Consider the following 15,839-nt stretch of genomic DNA (forward strand, 5'->3'; position numbering starts at 1 on the left):
CCCCGAAACCGGCAAACCTGTCCGGGTACCCCATCCTGCCCGGCGGTGCGAGTGGCGGATCAGGCGGCGAGGCGGGCGCGGAGAGCGTCGGCGACGGCCCGCTCGCTGCGCTGCTCGGTGGCGTACGCCAGGCGGACCGCCTCCTCGGCACTGGCCAGCGCCTCGGCCGGGCGGCCACAGGCGGCCAGCGCCTCAGCCAGCACGCAGGCCCCGATCACCTGGCTGCGAACGTCCTCGGCCGGGGCGATCACGGCCCGCCGCGCCCAGTCCAGCGCCTGTTCGTGCTGGCCGTGGGCGAGCAGCGCGGACGCGTACCGGGCCATCGTCTGGCGGCGGGAGAAGAGCAGCGACGGGGTGTGCGCGGTGGCAACCGGGGCGAGCAGCCCCACCGCGGTCGCCGAGTCGCCGGCGGCGAGCCGGGCCATGGCGAGCAGCACCCGGGGCCCCACCTGGGCGGGTGCCTGCGGGTTGTGCGGCTCCACCGTGGTCAGCACCGACCGGGCGTCCCGCTCGGCGGTCTCGCTGTCGCCCAGTTCCAGGGCCACGAACCCGCGCAGCGTGCCGGCCATGCCGGTGAGCAGCGGATGCGACGTCCGGTTGGCGTACTCGAGAGCCTCGGTGAGCAGATCCTCCGCGTGCTCGGACGCACCCAGCCCGCGCGCCACCACCCCGCGGACGACCAGCGCGAACCCCTGCCCCCAGTCGTCGCCGATCTCGGCGAACTCCCGGTACGCCCGGCGCGCCCCCCGGTCGGCCTCGGCCAGCTCACCCAGTTCGGCGGTGGCGTACGCCTCGACCGCCCGGAGCGTGCCGACCGCCCACGCCTCACCGACCCGCTCCCCGAACGGCAGGAACACCTGCGCCATCCGGCAGGCCTCCCGCAGTCGACCGGCGAGCAGCCGGGCGAAGGCGGTGGTGCCGCGCAGCCAGGCCCGCCCGTACGGGTCCCGCAGCTCGGCGAAGAGCCGGGCGGCCCGGCCGAGCACCGCGTCGGCGCCGGCGAAGTCGCCCCGGGTGGTGGTCACCCAGGCCAGGTTCTGCAACGACCAGGCCTGACCGCGCGGATCCCGGGCGGAGAGGCTCAGTTGGTAGGAGGCGGCCAGCCGGCTGCCCGCCTGACTCAGCCGACCGGCGATGAAGTCGGCCATGCCGAGCCGGCGCATCGCCGAGGCGCGCATCGCCGGCAGGTCGGCTGCGGTGGCCACCTGCAACGACTCCTGCCAGCAGCGCACCGCCCGCTCGGCGTCGCCCACGGTCTGGTGGGCGAGCCCGGCGAGCAGCAGCGCGCTGGCCCGGGTGGCCGCCGCGTCGCCGGCGTTGGCGGCGATCTTCTCGGCCGAGGCGAGCGCGTCGTTCGGGCGTCCGATCTGGAGCAACGCCCGGGCGTGCACCACCTGGTCGGCCAGCGGCAGCCCGTCCCGGGCCAGCTCGGCGGCCCGCTCGGCGTACTCGACGGCCAGGGCCGGCTCCCCGGAGCGCAGCGCGCGGCGGGCGGCCCGGCCGAGCGCGGCCACGCCCAGCGGGGCCACCGCGCGGGCCGGCGCGTCGGGGCGCAGCTTCACCGCGTCGGCGAGCGCGGCGGCCCGCTCGACGTGCTCGGCGACGAAATCGTCCCGGGCGGTCTCGGTGAACCCGTTGGTCGCGGGCCCGGCGACGTCCGCGTTCTCCGGGGCGGCCCAGCGGGCCAGCGCGGCGTGCCGCTCGGCCAGCTCCGCCTTGCTCACCCCGGCGTACGCGGCCTCCCGCATCAGCGGGGTGGCGAAGGCGAACCCGGCGCGGGTGCGGTGCAGCATGCGACGTTGCAGCAACTCCTCCACGGCCCGGTCCAGCTCGACCGCGGCCACCGCCGCCGGACGGCCGTCCCGCCCGACGCGCTGCTCGCGGAGCGCCGCCAGCCCGCCCGCCGGCACGGTGTCGCCGACCACTGCGGCGTCCCGCAGCACCGACCGGGCGTCCGGCGGCAGCGCGTCGATCCGCGCCGCGAGCACGGCGGCCAGGTCCCGGGAGAGCAGCCGGCTGCCCAGCGAGCCGGGCGCGAGCCGCCAGCCGATCGGGGCGTTCCGGTCGGGGCCGGGGGTCAGCGCGCCGCGCTCCATCAGCAGGGTGATCAGCTCGGCCAGGTAGAAGGGGTTGCCCTGCGCGGTGGCGAGCAGCCGGTCGGCGTCGGCCTGCGGCAGCCTGCCGCCGCTGAGGTAGCTGGTGAGCAGCCGGGCCGCGTCCGCGCCGCGCAGCGGGGGCAGCGCGTGCACCTCGGCGTCCGCGACCCGGGTCAGCGCGCCGGCGGTACGGACCAGCTCGGGGCGGCCGAGCAGCAGCACCAGCACCGGACCGGTGAGCCGGGAGAGGGCCAACCCGAGTGCGTTGATCGTCTCGGCGGTGGCGTCGTGCAGGTCGTCCACGACGATCACCAGTGGCGCCTCGGCAGCGAGCGCGCTGAGCAGGTCGGCGACCGCGTTCGGCACCGCCTCGGCATCCGGGTGCGCCGCCGCCGCGTTCCACTCGCCGGCCTCGCTGCTGGCGGGGAGTTCGGCGTACCCGAGCAGGGCCAGCAACTGGTCGACGGCGATCGGGGGCAGGTCGCCGGGAAGCCGGCCGAGCCGCTGCCCGAGCCGACGCAGCCGCTCCTCGACCGCTGGCCGGGTGACCGCGGTGGCGGCGTCGTTGGGCAGGCCGACCGCGGCCCGGACCAGGTCGGCGAGGGGGGCCAGCCGGCGACGCTCGCCGAACGCGGCGCAGCGCACCGAGAGCACCCGGGCGCCGGTGTGCGCGGCATACCGGCCGGCGCCGACGTCGTAGCCGGCGGCGAGGCGCTCCACCTCGGCGGCGAACCGGGACTTGCCGATCCCCGCCTCGGCGGTCATCAGCAGCACCCGGGGCTCGCTCCGGTCGATCACCTCGGCGAGTCGGCCGGCGACCCGGCCGATCTCGGTCTCCCGGCCCACGAAAGGCGCCTCGTCGCCGAGGCCGGACCGGGTGCCCGGCGCGTCCAGGAGGCCCAGCAGCTCGTACGCCTCGACCGGCTCGCGCTTGCCCTTGAGCCGCAGCGGGCGCAACGCCCGCCAGGAGGCGACGTGCCGGGTGGCGGCGGCGGTTCGCGCGCCCGCGTAGACCGCGCCGACGGCGGCGGCGTCGGCCAGCCGGGCGGCGGTGTTCACCGTGTCGCCGATGACGGTGTATTCGATCGCCGCCTGGATGCCGGCGATCACGTCGCCGGTGTTCAGCCCGACCCGCAGGCCGAGCGGCGCGCCGCCGCCCCGCTCGTCGTCGAGCACCCGGCGGACCGCCCGCTGCATGGAGAGCGCGGCCCGGACCGCCCGCTCGGCGTCGTCCTCGTGCGCGACGGGTGCGCCGAAGACCGCCATGATCCCGTCACCGGTGAGCTTGTCGACGTGCCCGCCGAAGGTCTTCACCGCGCCGGCGAGGGCGGCCAGCACCCGGTCGGTGACCGCACCGACCCGCTCCGGGTCGAGGTCCTCCGACCAGGAGGTGAAGTCGGAAAGGTCGCCGAAGAGCACGGTGACCACCCGCCGTTCGGTGGCGGGCAGCGTCGCGGCGGCCGGCAACGCGGCCCCGCAGTTGTGGCAGAACCGGGCGCCGGGTACGGCGACGGTCCCACACACCGGGCAGGTCACGGCTGCTCCACACCGAGGTATTCGAGCTGCGCGCGGACCGACCACTCGGCCGCCCACCAGAGCGACCGGTCGACGTCGGCGTACACCCTGGCCACCACCTCCGGCGCGGTGGTGGCCCCCGCGGCAACCGCGGCGCGGACCTGGTCGAGCCGGGCCCGCCGGTGGGCCAGGTAGAACTCGGCCGCCGCGCCGCAGTCGGCCAGCGCCGGGCCGTGCCCCGGCAGCGCCGGGATCCCCCGGTACGTCGAGAGCAGCTCCAGGCTCGACAGGTAGTCGCCGAGGTGGCCGTCGGGGTGGGCGACCACGGTGGTGCCCCGGCCCAGGATGGTGTCGCCGGTGAGCACCACCCGCTCGTCACCGCGCTCGACGAGGAAGCAGACCGAGTCGGCGGTGTGGCCGGGGGTGCTCAGCAGGCGGATGGTGAGGCCGGCGTCCAGCGCGGCGCCCGGCGTCAGCGGCTCCCCGCCGATGGTGTGCGCCGGGTCGGCGGCGAGGACGGGCGCGCCGCCGAGCAGTTCGCTCAGGCGGGCCGAGCCCTCGGTGTGGTCGGGGTGCCCGTGGGTGATCAGCACGAACCCGACCGGCCCGTACGCCGCGATCGCGGCCAGGTGCTCGTCGTCGGCGGGACCCGGATCGACGACGACCGCGTGCTCCGTGCCGGGGGCGCGCAGCACCCAGGTGTTGGTGCCGTCGAGCGTCATCGGCCCCGGGTTCGGGGCGCGCAGCAGCGTCACCCATCCCGGCAGCTCATCAGCGAGGGCACCCACCGCCCCCGTCACATGCCCACCCATGGCAGCGATCGTACGACCCCGCCCGCCACTCCCCGCGATCTTGCACTTCCGGCCACTGGTTTGTGGTCGTTCACGGCTTTCCCGCCGAACGAAAGTGCAAGATCGCGGGGGCGAGTGGGTCAGGCGACCTCGACGATGGCCTCGACCTCGACGGGGGCGTCCAGGGGCAGCTCGGCGACGCCCACGGCGCTGCGGGCGTGCCGGCCGGCCTCACCGAAGACCGCGAGGAACAGGTCGGAGGCACCGTTCATCACGCCCGGCTGGCCGGTGAAGCCCGGCGCGCTGGCCACGAACCCGGTCAGCTTCACGATCTTGACGACGTTCTCCAGGCCGACCAGCGAATCGATCGCGGCGATGGCGTTCAACGCGCACCGCTGCGCCAGATCCTTCGCCTGCTCGGCGGAGACGCCGGCACCGACCTTGCCGGTGGCGAGCAGCTTGCCCTCTGCCATCGGCAACTGACCGGAGACGTAGACGTGCTGCCCCGACTGGACGGCCGGCACGTAGCTGGCCACCGGCGGCACCACCTCGGGCAGGGTCAGGCCCAGCTCGGCGAGCTTCGCGTGCGGTCCGTTCGCCATGGCGCTCACGCCTTCGGACGCTTGAGGTAGGCGACGAGCTGCTCCGGGTTCGGGCCGGGAACCACGGAGACCAGCTCCCAGCCGTCCTCGCCCCAGTTGTCGAGGATCTGCTTGGTCGCGTGGACCAGCAGCGGGACCGTGGCGTATTCCCACTTTTGCATCGGGTAGAAGCTCCCTTGCCTGATGGACTTCTTTCAGGCACAGCCTACGGTTCGCCGGCGCTGCCGGGCGTGGGACGCTGCTCGGGCGCCGGGGGCGGCTCGCCGCAGGGGCCCTCGTGGTCGTAGCGCTGCGGGCACCGGGTGCGGTCGGGCAGCAGCAGGTCGCAGAAGACCCGGTGCCGGTTGTTCTGGTCGTCGGCGGTGGAGACGGTCGTCTCGCCGGCATCCAGCTCGCCGAGGAAGCCGAGCGAGGTGGCCACGGTGCCGGCCAGCGCGGTCGCCGCCGCCAGATCGCCGACCCGGACCGGCAGGTGGATGACGTAGCCGGGCTCCTCCTCGTTGCGGCTCCGCTCACCGGGCCCGATCAGCGTGCGGATCCCCTCGAACGGCAGCCGGTACGACCGCTCGTTGAGCGGCAACCCCCTACCGGCCCCCTCGGCCTCGCTGGGCCGCCCCGCCCGCTCACCGGGACGGAACTGGCCTCGCGGGACGTTCTCCGCGTCGCGCATACCCTTGCCTCCGGGCCTCGTACCTGCTCAAAGTCACCATCGTCCGGCTCGGACTAACCGGCGGTCCGGCCCCGCGTGCGACGAAACTAGGACCTGGCGACAGCCCCAGCAACGGGACGCGCAGACTCGATCACGTCCAGTCACATATGCGACAGACGGCCGGTCGGCGAGGTGACGGCATCCTCACGTCGCCCTCGGCGCGCGGGCTACGCGCCCGATCACCCACGTGGGGCCGACCAATGCCCCGCGGACCGTTACCCTTCGGGTCTGGACGGGCCATCCCGCGCTCGCCCGCACGCCCGATCACGTAGGTCGCCATCGGGCGGCGACGGCATCGCACCCCGGGGGGAAGACATGACCCAACCGCCCATCGGTGGCGCCGCCAGCTCGCCCGGCGGCCCGCCGCACCCGGAACAGCCCGCTGGCGCCACGCCACCCGCTGGCGCCGCTCCTCCGCCGCCGACGTCCGGCCACCCGCCGTACCAGGCCCCCGCCGGGCCGTACCAGGACCCGCCGCCGTACCAGGCCCCGGCCGGGCCGTACCAGGACCCGCCGCCGTACCAGGCCCCGGCCGGGCCGTACCAGGACCCGCCGCCCTACCTGACCCCCTCCGGGCCACCCCAGGACCCGGCGGCGCCGAAGCAGCGGCGCGGGCTGCTGATCACCTTGATCGTGCTGGCCGCGGCGATCCTGCTCTGCGGCGGTGGCGGCACGGCCGCGTTTTTCGCCCTTCGGAACGTCGAGGACGGCGAGGGCGCGAAGGAGCCGGCGGTGGCCGTGGAGGGCTTCCTCAGCGCGGTCTACCGCGACCAGGACGCGAGGAAGGCGACCGCTCTCGTCTGCTCGGCCGCCCGGGACGACAAGAAGATCGCCGCCAAGGTCGCCGAGGTGCAGCAGTACGCGGAGCAGTACCGGAATCCACGGTTCCGCTGGAGCACCCCGAAGGTGGACAACCAGACCGATGACCGGGCGACCGTCACCACCCAGGTCACCATGACCACCTCCGACGAGCGGGTGGCCAACCAGGAGCTGCGCTTCACCGTGGTGCACAAGACGGGTTGGTGGGTCTGCGACGTCTCGTGAGCCCGGCGCCTGGGTAGGCTCGACCGGTGGCAGCAGCTGAGCAGCCGGCCGAGCCCACCGGCACCGGGTGGCCGGCCCGCCTCCACGTGGTGACCGGCAAGGGCGGCACGGGCAAGACCAGCGTCGCCGCCGCGCTGGCTCTCGGGCTGGCCGGTGGTGGCCGGCGGACCCTGCTGATCGAGGTGGAGGGGCGGCAGGGCATCGCCCAGCTTTTCGGCACCGATCCGCTGCCGTACGAGGAACGGCACCTGACCGACGCCCCGCGCGGCGGCGAGGTGCGGGCCCTGGCCGTGGACGCCGAGGAGGCGCTCCTGGAATACCTGGACATGTTCTACAAGCTCGGCGCGGCCGGCCGGGCGCTGCGCAAGCTGGGTGCCATCGACTTCGCCACCACCATCGCCCCGGGCCTGCGGGACGTGCTGCTCACCGGCAAGGTCAAGGAGGCGACCACCCGGACCAACGGGCAGCGCCGGACGTACGACGCGGTGGTGCTGGACGCCCCGCCGACCGGGCGGATCGGCCGTTTCCTCAACGTCACCGCGGAGACCGCCCGGCTGGCCAAGGTCGGCCCGATCAAGACCCAGAGTGAGGGAGTCTCCGCGCTGCTCCGCTCGCCGATGACCGCCGTGCACGTGGTGACCCTGCTGGAGGAGATGCCGGTCCAGGAGACGGTCGACGCGATCGCCGAGCTGACCCAGCTCGGCTTCCCGATCGGCCGGGTGATCGTGAACGGCGCCCGACCGCCGGTGCTGGCCGGGCGCGAGGTGACCGCGGCCGAGCTGAAGCGGGGGCTGGCCGCCGCCGGCCTGCCGACCGACGCGCAGACCGTGGCCGGCCTGGCCGAGGAGGCCCGGGATCAGCGGGTACGCCGGGAGCTGGAGGACTCCCTCCGGGCCGACCTGGTGGAGCTGGGCCTGCCCCTGACCGAGCTGCCGCTGCTCCCCGAGGGGGTCGACCGGGCGGGGCTGGAGACGCTGGCCCGGGCGCTCGTCCGGGCGGATTGACTCACACCTGCGGGCAGCCCGGGCAGACACACCCTGCCGACCGATACGCTCGATTGGTGCCTTCCGAAGCCGCGGCGCCGCCACTGGACGTCGACCAGATCATCGCCGATCCCGGCGTGCGGATCGTGGTCTGCTGCGGGGCGGGCGGGGTGGGCAAGACGACCACCGCGGCCGCGCTGGCGCTGCGGGCGGCCGAGCGGCACGGCCGGCGGACGGTGGTGCTCACCATCGACCCGGCCCGCCGGCTGGCCCAGTCGCTGGGCCTGACCGAGCTGGACAACAAGCCCCGCCAGGTCAAGGGGATCGACGTCGAGGACAGCGGCGGCGAGCTGCACGCCATGATGCTCGACATGAAGCGGACCTTCGACGACGTGGTGCTGGCGCACACCGATCCGGCGAAGGCGGCGGAGATCTTCGCCAACCCCTTCTACCAGGCCATGAGCTCCACCTTCGCCGGCACTCAGGAATACATGGCGATGGAGAAGCTGGGCCAGCTGCACGCTCGGGGCGAGTGGGACCTGATCGTGGTGGACACCCCGCCGTCCCGCTCGGCGCTGGACTTCCTGGACGCGCCGGCCCGGCTCTCCCGCTTCCTCGACGGCCGGATGCTGCGGCTGCTGCTCGCCCCCGCGCGCAGCGGAGGGCGGAGCATGTTCAGCTTCGTCACCGCCGGCTTCGGGTTGTTCTCGAAGGCGGTGCAGAAGGTGATCGGGGCACAGCTGCTGACCGACCTTTCCGGCTTCGTCGCCGCCCTGGACTCGATGTTCGGCGGTTTCCGGCAGCGGGCCGAGCAGACGTACCGGATCCTTCAGGCCCGGGAGACGGCGTTCCTGCTGGTCGCGGCTCCGGAGCCGGACGCGGTCCGGGAGGCGGCCTACTTCGCGGGCCGGCTCCGCGAGGATCGGATGCCGTTGGCCGGCCTGGTGCTCAACCGGGTGCACCGGCCTGCGGTGCCGGAGCTGAGCGCGACCGACAGCGTGGCCGCAGCGGAACGGCTGGCCCGGGAGGGCGGGCACGCGCGCACCGTCGAGGTGCTGCGGGCCCACGCCGCGCTGGCCCAGCAGGCCGTACGCGAGCAGCGGGTGGCGGCCCGGTTCACCGAGGCGTTTCCCGGGGTGCCGACGGTGTCGGTGACGGCGCAGCCCGCCGACGTGCACGACGTCGACGGGCTGCGGACGATCGGCGAGGCGATCAGCCGGCGGTGAGCCGCCGGGCCGCCCAGCACAATGGTCAGTTGGCCGAGGTCACCAGAATCTTGTCCTTGCCGGCCTTATCCTTGGCGTTCTTCTTCATGGCCGCCTCGAACATCTTGCGCCAGCTGGTCACCTGGGGGTGACGGCGCAGCAACGCCCGGCGTTCGCGTTCGGTCATGCCACCCCACACGCCGAACTCGATCCGATTGTCGAGCGCGTCGGCCAGGCACTCGTACCGAACTGGGCAGCTCCGGCAGATCCGCTTCGCCACGTTCTGTTCGGCGCCCTGTACGAACAACGCGTCCGGGTCCCCGTTCTGACACGCCGCCAGTGACGGCCAGTCAGCGATCATGCCCATCTGTACACGTCCCCCCTTGCATCAACCACGACTTCGCGCGACCAGCCGTCGAATTCCCCCCGGTCGTCCGGCCGGCCTCCCCCAGGGCGGCGCGGACGACATGTGGCTCTGTCGCCGCCATCATCATGCTGGGTAGTCACCCGATTACGCAACGTTGTCGGCGAAATCCATCATTCCGGACACTCCCGGCTTCCCGGGCCTACGTCCGCCGTCTACCCGGTCGAGGTACGTGAAAACCCTGCGCGGCTCCCCCGTTCGGGGGAGACTTCCCGCCAGGTTTCACGCAACCGCAGACCAGGGTTCGTGCGTTTAGCACAACGAGGCCGGCGCGCGCAGGAAATGGGGAAAAGACGCCCCAGCGCCCCTCGATTCCTACTCGCGTACCCTGTCGAGGTGACCTGGATGCGGAAACGTGACCACAATCTGCTGACCAATGCCGCATCGCTGCTCGTCTGTGGCCTGTTGGCCGGCGTGGTGGTCGCGGCGGCGGCCTTCCCCGCCGTGGCGATGTCCGGGCTGGCCGCCAAGGCGGGCGCGGAAACCTACGGCGCGCTGCCGAAGACACTGAGCGAACCCCGCTCCCCGCAGATCACCTATCTGCTCGCCGCCGACGGCAAGACGCCGCTCGCCACCATGTACGACGAGAACCGCCGCAACGTCAAACTCAAGGACATCTCGCCGTACATGCAGAAGGCGATCATCGCGGCCGAGGACCACAACTTCTACAAGCACAACGGCGTCGACTTCAACGGCGTGGCCCGGGCCTTCGTCAACAACAGAGGCGGCGGCTCCAAGCAGGGCGCGTCGACGCTGACGATGCAGTACGTCCGGCTGACCATCTCGTACTCGGCGACCCACCCGGCTGACGTGGTGGCCGCGACCGAGGACACCAGCGCACGCAAGCTGCGCGAGATGTCGCTGGCCCTCCAGGTGGACAAGGATCTCTCCAAGGACGAGATCCTGGAGCGCTACCTGAACCTCGCCCCCTTCGGCAACGGCGCGTACGGCGTCTACGCCGCCAGCCAGGTCTACTTCCGCAAGCCGCCGAGCAAGCTGGACATCCAGGAGTCGGCGCTGCTGGCCGGGCTGGTGAAGGGGCCGACCATGTACGACCCCACCACCACGTCCGGCTACCAGGCGGCGGTGGAGCGGCGGGACTACGTCATCGAGAACATGGTGCTGATCGGCGCCATCACCCAGGAAGAGGCCGACCAGGCCAAGAAGATCACGTTGGAGGTCAACCACAAGCGCACCCCGAACGGCTGCGTCGCCGCCAACGTGCAGAGTTGGGGCTTCTTCTGCGACTACTTCTACCGCTGGTGGATGCAGCAGGAGACGTTCGGCTCCACCACCTACGACCGCGAGCGCCAGCTGAAGAGCGGTGGCTACACCATCACCACCAGCCTCGACGTGAAGGCCCAGAAGGGCGCCGACACGGCGGTGCGCCACAACCTGAGCGTGAACAGCAAGGCCGCCCGCATGGTCGCGGTGGTCGAGCCGGGCACCGGCCGGGTCCGCGCCCTCGCGACCAACCGGAACTACAAGCTCGACGACCCGAGCCACCCGCAGAACAAGCTCTCGAGCAATCCGGCGAAGGCCGCGAAGAAGATCCGGGGCAGCTACCCGAACACGGTGAACCCGCTGATCAGCGGCGGCGGCGGCATCACCGGCTACCAGGCCGGCTCGACCTTCAAGATCTTCACGGTGGTGGCCGCGCTGGAGAAGGGCTACCCGCTCGCCTACACAATGAACGCGCCGGACCAGTTCAAGTCCGAATACATCATCGACTCGGGCAACTCGGCCGCCTGCTCGGGCACGCACTTCTACTGCCCGAAGAACGCCAACCCGGCCATGGCCGGGCCGCACACCATGTGGAGCGCGTTCGGCTTCTCGGTCAACACCTACTTCGTGGCGCTGCAGCAGCAGGTCGGCGCGGAGAACGTGGTGAAGACGGCGCAGAAGCTCGGTATCACCTTCCGCGCCTCGAACGACGCCAAGTTCGCCGCCGACAAGAGCGCCGCGCACCAGTGGGGCGCGTTCACCCTGGGCGTCGCGCAGACCACGCCGCTGGAGTTGGCCAACGCGTACGCCACCCTGGCGGCGGACGGCAAATACTGCGAGCCGATCCCGGTCCAGGAGATCCGCGGCCCGGACGGCGAGAAGCTCGACATCGCCAACCCGCACTGTGAGCAGCGGATCAGCACGCAGGTGGCCCGGGCCGCGGTGGACGCCGCCCGTTGCCCGGTGGGCGACCGCTCCTCCACCTCACGCTGCCAGACCCCCACCGCTGGCGGGGTCCAGGGGTTCGTCGACGCCCCGGTGGCCGGCAAGTCCGGCACCACGGACGGGAACAAGACCTCCGCCCTGGTCTCGATGACGAAGCAGTACGCGGTCGCGGGCATCATGGCCGACCCGGACTGGCCGCAGACCACCCAGCAGATGGGGCACAGCGAGTCGGACGGTATCAATCCGGCCGTCATGGAGACGCTGCGCGCCGCCATGAAGGGCAAGGAGCGGATCGACTTCACTCCGCCGACCGGAAAGATCGTCTACGGCGACCAGCGCTCCATCCCGGGCGTCAAGTGCGAGTCGATCGAGACCGCCAAGTCACGGCTGCGCGGTGCCGGTTTCGAGCCGGTGGTGTCCAGCACCAAGGTGGCGTCGGAGTGCGCGGCGGGTATGGCCGCCGGCACCAGCCCGGACGGGAAGACCATCAAGGGTGGCGTGGTGACCATCATGGTCAGCTCCGGCCAGGGCAGCACGCCGAATCCCGACACCAGCACCGGGCCCGGCAACGGCCCCGGTAACGGCACCACGCCGACGCCCGGCAACGGGCGACGACCACGCGGCTGACCTGGAGAAACAACAGCGGGCGGGCACCCCTCGGGTGCCCGCCCGCTGCTTCTTCGGCCCGTCTCAGAGGCCGAGCTGCCGACGTACCTCGGCGGCGACCCGGCCCCCCTCGGCTCGGCCGGCCACCGCGGCCTGGGCCGCCTTCATCGCCGGGCCCATCTGCGCCTTCCCGGTGAGGCCGCCCGCGGCGAGCGCGCCCCCGACCAGCTCGGTCAGCTCGGCGTCGGAGAGCTGCTTCGGCAGGTAATGCTCCAGCACCTCCCCCTCGGCGGTCTCCTTGCCTGCCTGCTCAGTGCGACCGGCGTCGGCGAAGGCGGTGGCGGCCTCGCGCCGCTTCTTCGCCTCCCTGGTCAGCACCGCGAGCACCTCGTCGTCGGTGAGCTCGCGCTTGGCCTTGCCGGCGACCTCGGCGTTGCCGACGGCCGCGAGGGCCATCCGCAGCGTGGAGGTGGTCAGCTCGTCGCGCGCCTTCAGAGCGGCGCGCATGTCGGCGGTGAGACGATCCTTCAGCGTGCTCATGGGTGGTGAAACTACCCTGAACGTCATGCGAAAGCGCACACTATTCCGACTCGCCGCCGGGACCGCCGTCGCCGGCGCGGCCACCTTGGCGTACGCGTCGCTCGTCGAGCGAAACATGTTCACCCTGCGCCGGTACGACGTGCCGGTGCTGCCGACCGACGCCGAGCCGCTGCGCGTGCTGCACCTGTCGGACCTGCACATGATGCCCGGCCAACGGCGCAAGCAGGACTGGGTCGCCTCGCTGGCCGCCCTCGACCCGGACCTGGTGGTGGTCACCGGGGACAACATGGCCGACCCCGACGCGCTCCCCGGCGTGCTGCGTGCCCTGCAACCGCTGCTCGACCTGCCGGGTGCCTTCGTCTTCGGCTCCAACGACTACACCGGGCCGGTGTGGAAGAACCCGTTCACCTACTTCCTGCCGGACCGGGAGTACGCCGAGGGCCTGCCGCTGCCGTACGAGGAACTGCGCGACGTCTTCACCGGCGCCGGCTGGGCGGACCTCAACAACGCGCGGACCACCCTGAAGGCGGGGGGCCGGGAGATCGAGCTGGTCGGCGTCGACGACCCGCACATCGAGCGCGACGACTACGACGCGGTGGCCGGCCCGGTCGGCTCCGGGGCGGCGCTCACCATCGCCGTCAGCCACTCCCCGGAACCGGTCGTGCTGGACCGGATGGCCGCCGACGGCTTCGGGCTGCTGCTCGCCGGGCACACCCACGGCGGCCAGGTCTGCGTACCCGGCTACGGCGCGCTGGTGACGAACTGCGGCCTGCCCCGCTCGATGGCCCGGGGGCTGCACCGCTGGCCCGGCTCGGACGCCTGGCTGCACGTCTCCGCCGGCCTCGGTACGCACCCCACCGCGCCCGTGCGTTTCGCCTGCCCACCGGAGGCGAGCGTGCTCACGCTGATCCCCCGCTGATCCGTAGGTTGGCCCGGACGATCGGATCTTGGAGGGAAACGGCCCCTGGAGGGGCCACCCTCCTCCAAGATCTCCCGCTGGTCCTGGCGACGCGGCGGGAGGGGGGTACCGAGTTTGACCATCGGAGCGGGTGGGCTACTATTTGTCGGCACGCCTCGGGGTGTGGCGCAGCTTGGTAGCGCGCTTCGTTCGGGACGAAGAGGTCGTCGGTTCGAATCCGGCCACCCCGACCAGAGTAGGTGCAGCTCAGGGCCGGTCTCCTTCACGGGAGACCGGCCCTGAGTCGTTCCCCAGGGGTACCCGTGGAAGAAATCTGGGAGAAGATCTTGACGGAACGTCTCCCGGCCAGCCCTACCCTCGCGGCTTCAATAGCCGGTTAAGCGCTGCCACGGGCGAGCCGGGCGCCATCTCCCGGCGGGCCGCGAGCGCTGCTTCCCACCGGTCGGTGAGAACCGTAACGAGCCGCCGCCGCATCTCTGGCGTCACGTGCGAGTAGCAAGCCTGCACCGACCGATCCTCATGCCCCATCCGCTCGTCCATGAGCTTCGGAAGGGTGCCCAGCTCGACCATGACGGTCTTGTGGGTGCGTCTGAGGCCGTGTGGCGTCAGTCGGGGCGCGACAGGCAGAGGCTTGGGCGTGGCGCTCCGTAAAGCCTCTCCGCCGAGTGCAGCCTCCCGCCGGGAACGGCTACGCGTGTGGCACAGGGCCACCGAAAGATCGATATGCGGGTAGTGTCCACATCGTACGGACGATCATGTGGTGGCCGTCTCGCGTCCACCCGGGGTTCGGCAGCAAGATCTCAAACGGCGGCTGCCGTACGAGGAAGTTCCGGGGCGTTCACCACGCGGCCGTCCGGGAGGGAGCAGGAGAGCATGAATCTCACCCGTAAGGTGCTGGCGTCGGTCGCCGCGCTGGCCGTGTCGTTCGCCACGGTGCAGGTGATCACCGAGGCGCCGTCGCAGGCCGCCGTTTCGTGTTCGGGGACGATCACGTTCCGCCAGGCGTACCCGGCGAGCAACCCGGTGATGGAGTTGGTCATCTATTACAACAGCACGAACGGCGGCACCAACAGCGCCTGCACCAACCACCTCGGCGCGACGTACGGGAAGCCCGCCCGCACCACGGTGCAGATAGCCCGGTGCGCCCAGACCTCGGGTAAGGGCAACGCCTGCACGGTCACCGCGGCGTCCACTATTGACGACGACATCTACTCGTACTATGCCGGCCCGCGCGGCGTCACCGGCACCGCCAACAACTGCGTGGCGGCGGCCGGCATGTTGCAATGGGGCGACATCACGTACAACATCACCAGCGGCACCCAGGGCTGCTGAGCGGCCGCAGTGACCGCGAAGGGCGGACACCGCGCGCCGGTGCCGGCGGACGACCCACGGGACGTCCGCCCGCACGCGTCAGCTCTTCCAGGGATCACCGCTCCTCCTGAGGCAGCGAACCACGGCGAGCGGCTGCAACCGCACGACCTGGGCCGTCCAGCAGTCGGACGATTCGGTCGCGAGTTCTGCCCCACAGTTGCACACCAAGTTGGGGCCGTCTTGACCGGCGGGACCGCAGCAACCGCTACGACGCTTGTCGTCGGGGTGTAGGCAGCGTACGAGCAGGTCGTCTGGGCTGATCAGGACAGTGTTTCGTGGGCCTGCAGGGACCAGAAATCCCTCATCCTCGCTCCACACCACCGGTTCCGGACGGACTGCTAGCGACAGCGCGGGCAGGTCAACTGCTTTGGCCGAGGCCGGCCGGCAGCAGCCCTGATCCTTGCAGGGCAAGGGCCAGCGTGGCGAGGCAGGTCAAGCCAGGTTGCCGCCGTGTGACTTCCGGCTGTGTCCACACTTCCTGGACCACGGGCTGCGGTCGCCAGGCGTGTCTGCGCCGGGGGACCAGGTGGGGACCACACGGTGTGCGCGATGGTGGCCATCATGCCGTCGGCTACGTAGGGCGGCCCGAACGGGTCGACGTCGACCGCGAACTTCCCGCTTGGCACCCATGCAGGACAGGGCTCGCCAGGTCGTAGGTCAGACGGCGCGACCGGCTCCGGCAACTCCTCGAACTGCACCTCGTCGAGGTCGTTGGTAACGGAGGTTCTGCAGCGGACGCAGGCGAAGACCGTCATGCAGAGATCATCGGGTACCGCCGACGCTATGGAAGATGGGGTTCCACCACTCCAGAGCGAGCGGAAGCACCTGAACAGGGCCGGTAGATCAAATCTCCTGGCATCGTTGA

At 72.1% G+C, this 15,839-nt stretch carries 13 protein-coding genes, 1 tRNA gene and 1 pseudogene; 7 read left to right on the plus strand and 8 right to left on the minus strand.

Going from position 1 to position 15,839, the window contains the following annotated elements; genetic code table 11:
• Positions 1 to 59 precede the first annotated feature (59 nt).
• From AB0C02_RS10305 to AB0C02_RS10325, 5 genes are all read right to left on the minus strand, one after another.
• Positions 60 to 3,632 (minus strand): adenylate/guanylate cyclase domain-containing protein, encoded by a 3,573-nt coding sequence (locus AB0C02_RS10305; protein WP_357543248.1) that lies wholly within the window; start codon positions 3,630 to 3,632, stop codon positions 60 to 62.
• Positions 3,629 to 4,423, minus strand: a complete 795-nt coding sequence (locus tag AB0C02_RS10310) for an MBL fold metallo-hydrolase (RefSeq protein ID WP_357543250.1) — start codon at positions 4,421 to 4,423, stop codon at positions 3,629 to 3,631. Before AB0C02_RS10310 ends, AB0C02_RS10305 begins: the two co-directional genes overlap by 4 nt.
• Before the next feature lie 119 nt (positions 4,424 to 4,542).
• Entirely contained in the window at positions 4,543 to 5,004 is a 462-nt protein-coding gene (locus AB0C02_RS10315) for a RidA family protein (RefSeq protein WP_357543252.1), read from the minus strand.
• A gap of 5 nt (positions 5,005 to 5,009) precedes the next feature.
• Positions 5,010 to 5,165, minus strand: coding sequence for a DUF4177 domain-containing protein (locus tag AB0C02_RS10320; protein ID WP_013736319.1), 156 nt, complete (start codon positions 5,163 to 5,165; stop codon positions 5,010 to 5,012).
• Between the two features lie 44 nt (positions 5,166 to 5,209).
• Positions 5,210 to 5,674, minus strand: coding sequence for a hypothetical protein (locus AB0C02_RS10325; RefSeq protein ID WP_357543254.1), 465 nt, complete (start codon positions 5,672 to 5,674; stop codon positions 5,210 to 5,212).
• 354 nt (positions 5,675 to 6,028) lie between these two features.
• On the opposite strand from AB0C02_RS10325, the gene AB0C02_RS10330 reads away from it, so the two are divergent.
• From AB0C02_RS10330 to AB0C02_RS10340, 3 genes are read left to right on the plus strand one after another with little or no spacing between them, the layout of a single operon-like run.
• On the plus strand, positions 6,029 to 6,757 hold the full coding sequence (locus AB0C02_RS10330; protein ID WP_357543255.1) for a hypothetical protein: 729 nt from the start codon (positions 6,029 to 6,031) through the stop codon (positions 6,755 to 6,757).
• 26 nt (positions 6,758 to 6,783) lie between these two features.
• Positions 6,784 to 7,761 carry an ArsA-related P-loop ATPase gene (locus tag AB0C02_RS10335; protein ID WP_357543257.1) on the plus strand — a complete coding sequence of 326 codons (978 nt, stop codon included), beginning with the start codon at positions 6,784 to 6,786 and terminating at the stop codon, positions 7,759 to 7,761.
• Positions 7,762 to 7,814: 53 nt separating this feature from the next.
• Positions 7,815 to 8,966, plus strand: a complete 1,152-nt coding sequence (locus AB0C02_RS10340) for an ArsA-related P-loop ATPase (protein WP_357543259.1) — start codon at positions 7,815 to 7,817, stop codon at positions 8,964 to 8,966.
• Between the two features lie 25 nt (positions 8,967 to 8,991).
• On the opposite strand, the gene AB0C02_RS10345 is transcribed toward AB0C02_RS10340, so the two are convergent.
• Positions 8,992 to 9,312: a WhiB family transcriptional regulator gene (locus AB0C02_RS10345; RefSeq protein ID WP_357543262.1), complete on the minus strand. Its 321-nt coding sequence runs from the start codon at positions 9,310 to 9,312 to the stop codon at positions 8,992 to 8,994.
• Positions 9,313 to 9,714: 402 nt separating this feature from the next.
• Here AB0C02_RS10345 and AB0C02_RS10350 point away from each other — a divergent pair, with 402 nt between their 5' ends.
• Positions 9,715 to 12,165 (plus strand): penicillin-binding protein, encoded by a 2,451-nt coding sequence (locus AB0C02_RS10350; RefSeq protein ID WP_357543362.1) that lies wholly within the window; start codon positions 9,715 to 9,717, stop codon positions 12,163 to 12,165.
• 63 nt (positions 12,166 to 12,228) lie between these two features.
• On the opposite strand, the gene AB0C02_RS10355 is transcribed toward AB0C02_RS10350, so the two are convergent.
• On the minus strand, positions 12,229 to 12,684 hold the full coding sequence (locus AB0C02_RS10355) for a GatB/YqeY domain-containing protein (protein WP_357543264.1): 456 nt from the start codon (positions 12,682 to 12,684) through the stop codon (positions 12,229 to 12,231).
• A gap of 25 nt (positions 12,685 to 12,709) precedes the next feature.
• On the opposite strand from AB0C02_RS10355, the gene AB0C02_RS10360 reads away from it, so the two are divergent.
• On the plus strand, positions 12,710 to 13,603 hold the full coding sequence (locus tag AB0C02_RS10360) for a metallophosphoesterase (protein WP_357543266.1): 894 nt from the start codon (positions 12,710 to 12,712) through the stop codon (positions 13,601 to 13,603).
• Positions 13,604 to 13,759: 156 nt separating this feature from the next.
• Positions 13,760 to 13,836: transfer RNA gene (locus AB0C02_RS10365), tRNA-Pro, on the plus strand.
• 118 nt (positions 13,837 to 13,954) lie between these two features.
• Here the strand turns inward: AB0C02_RS10365 and AB0C02_RS10370 are convergent.
• Positions 13,955 to 14,230, minus strand: a pseudogene (locus AB0C02_RS10370) (LacI family transcriptional regulator); the annotation flags it as partial.
• 246 nt (positions 14,231 to 14,476) lie between these two features.
• Between AB0C02_RS10370 and AB0C02_RS10375 the strand changes: the two are divergent.
• The gene (locus tag AB0C02_RS10375) at positions 14,477 to 14,935 is read left to right on the plus strand and encodes a hypothetical protein (RefSeq protein ID WP_357543268.1); all 459 of its coding nucleotides are present in this window, start codon (positions 14,477 to 14,479) and stop codon (positions 14,933 to 14,935) included.
• The last annotated feature ends 904 nt before the right edge of the window (positions 14,936 to 15,839 follow it).

The sequence above is a fragment of the Micromonospora sp. NPDC048999 genome, assembly GCF_040649295.1.
GTDB lineage: Bacteria > Actinomycetota > Actinomycetes > Mycobacteriales > Micromonosporaceae > Micromonospora.

Bases quoted from the DNA above. Each gene is read 5' to 3' on its own strand.
- AB0C02_RS10310 (WP_357543250.1), bottom strand. From the start codon at position 4,423: ATGGGTGGGCATGTGACGGGGGCGGTGGGTGCCCTCGCTGATGAGCTG.
- AB0C02_RS10315 (WP_357543252.1), bottom strand. From the start codon at position 5,004: ATGGCGAACGGACCGCACGCGAAGCTCGCCGAGCTGGGCCTGACCCTG.
- AB0C02_RS10320 (WP_013736319.1), bottom strand. From the start codon at position 5,165: ATGCAAAAGTGGGAATACGCCACGGTCCCGCTGCTGGTCCACGCGACC.
- AB0C02_RS10325 (WP_357543254.1), bottom strand. From the start codon at position 5,674: ATGCGCGACGCGGAGAACGTCCCGCGAGGCCAGTTCCGTCCCGGTGAG.
- AB0C02_RS10330 (WP_357543255.1), top strand. From the start codon at position 6,029: ATGACCCAACCGCCCATCGGTGGCGCCGCCAGCTCGCCCGGCGGCCCG.
- AB0C02_RS10345 (WP_357543262.1), bottom strand. From the start codon at position 9,312: ATGGGCATGATCGCTGACTGGCCGTCACTGGCGGCGTGTCAGAACGGG.
- AB0C02_RS10350 (WP_357543362.1), top strand. From the start codon at position 9,715: ATGCGGAAACGTGACCACAATCTGCTGACCAATGCCGCATCGCTGCTC.
- AB0C02_RS10355 (WP_357543264.1), bottom strand. From the start codon at position 12,684: ATGAGCACGCTGAAGGATCGTCTCACCGCCGACATGCGCGCCGCTCTG.
- AB0C02_RS10360 (WP_357543266.1), top strand. From the start codon at position 12,710: ATGCGAAAGCGCACACTATTCCGACTCGCCGCCGGGACCGCCGTCGCC.
- AB0C02_RS10375 (WP_357543268.1), top strand. From the start codon at position 14,477: ATGAATCTCACCCGTAAGGTGCTGGCGTCGGTCGCCGCGCTGGCCGTG.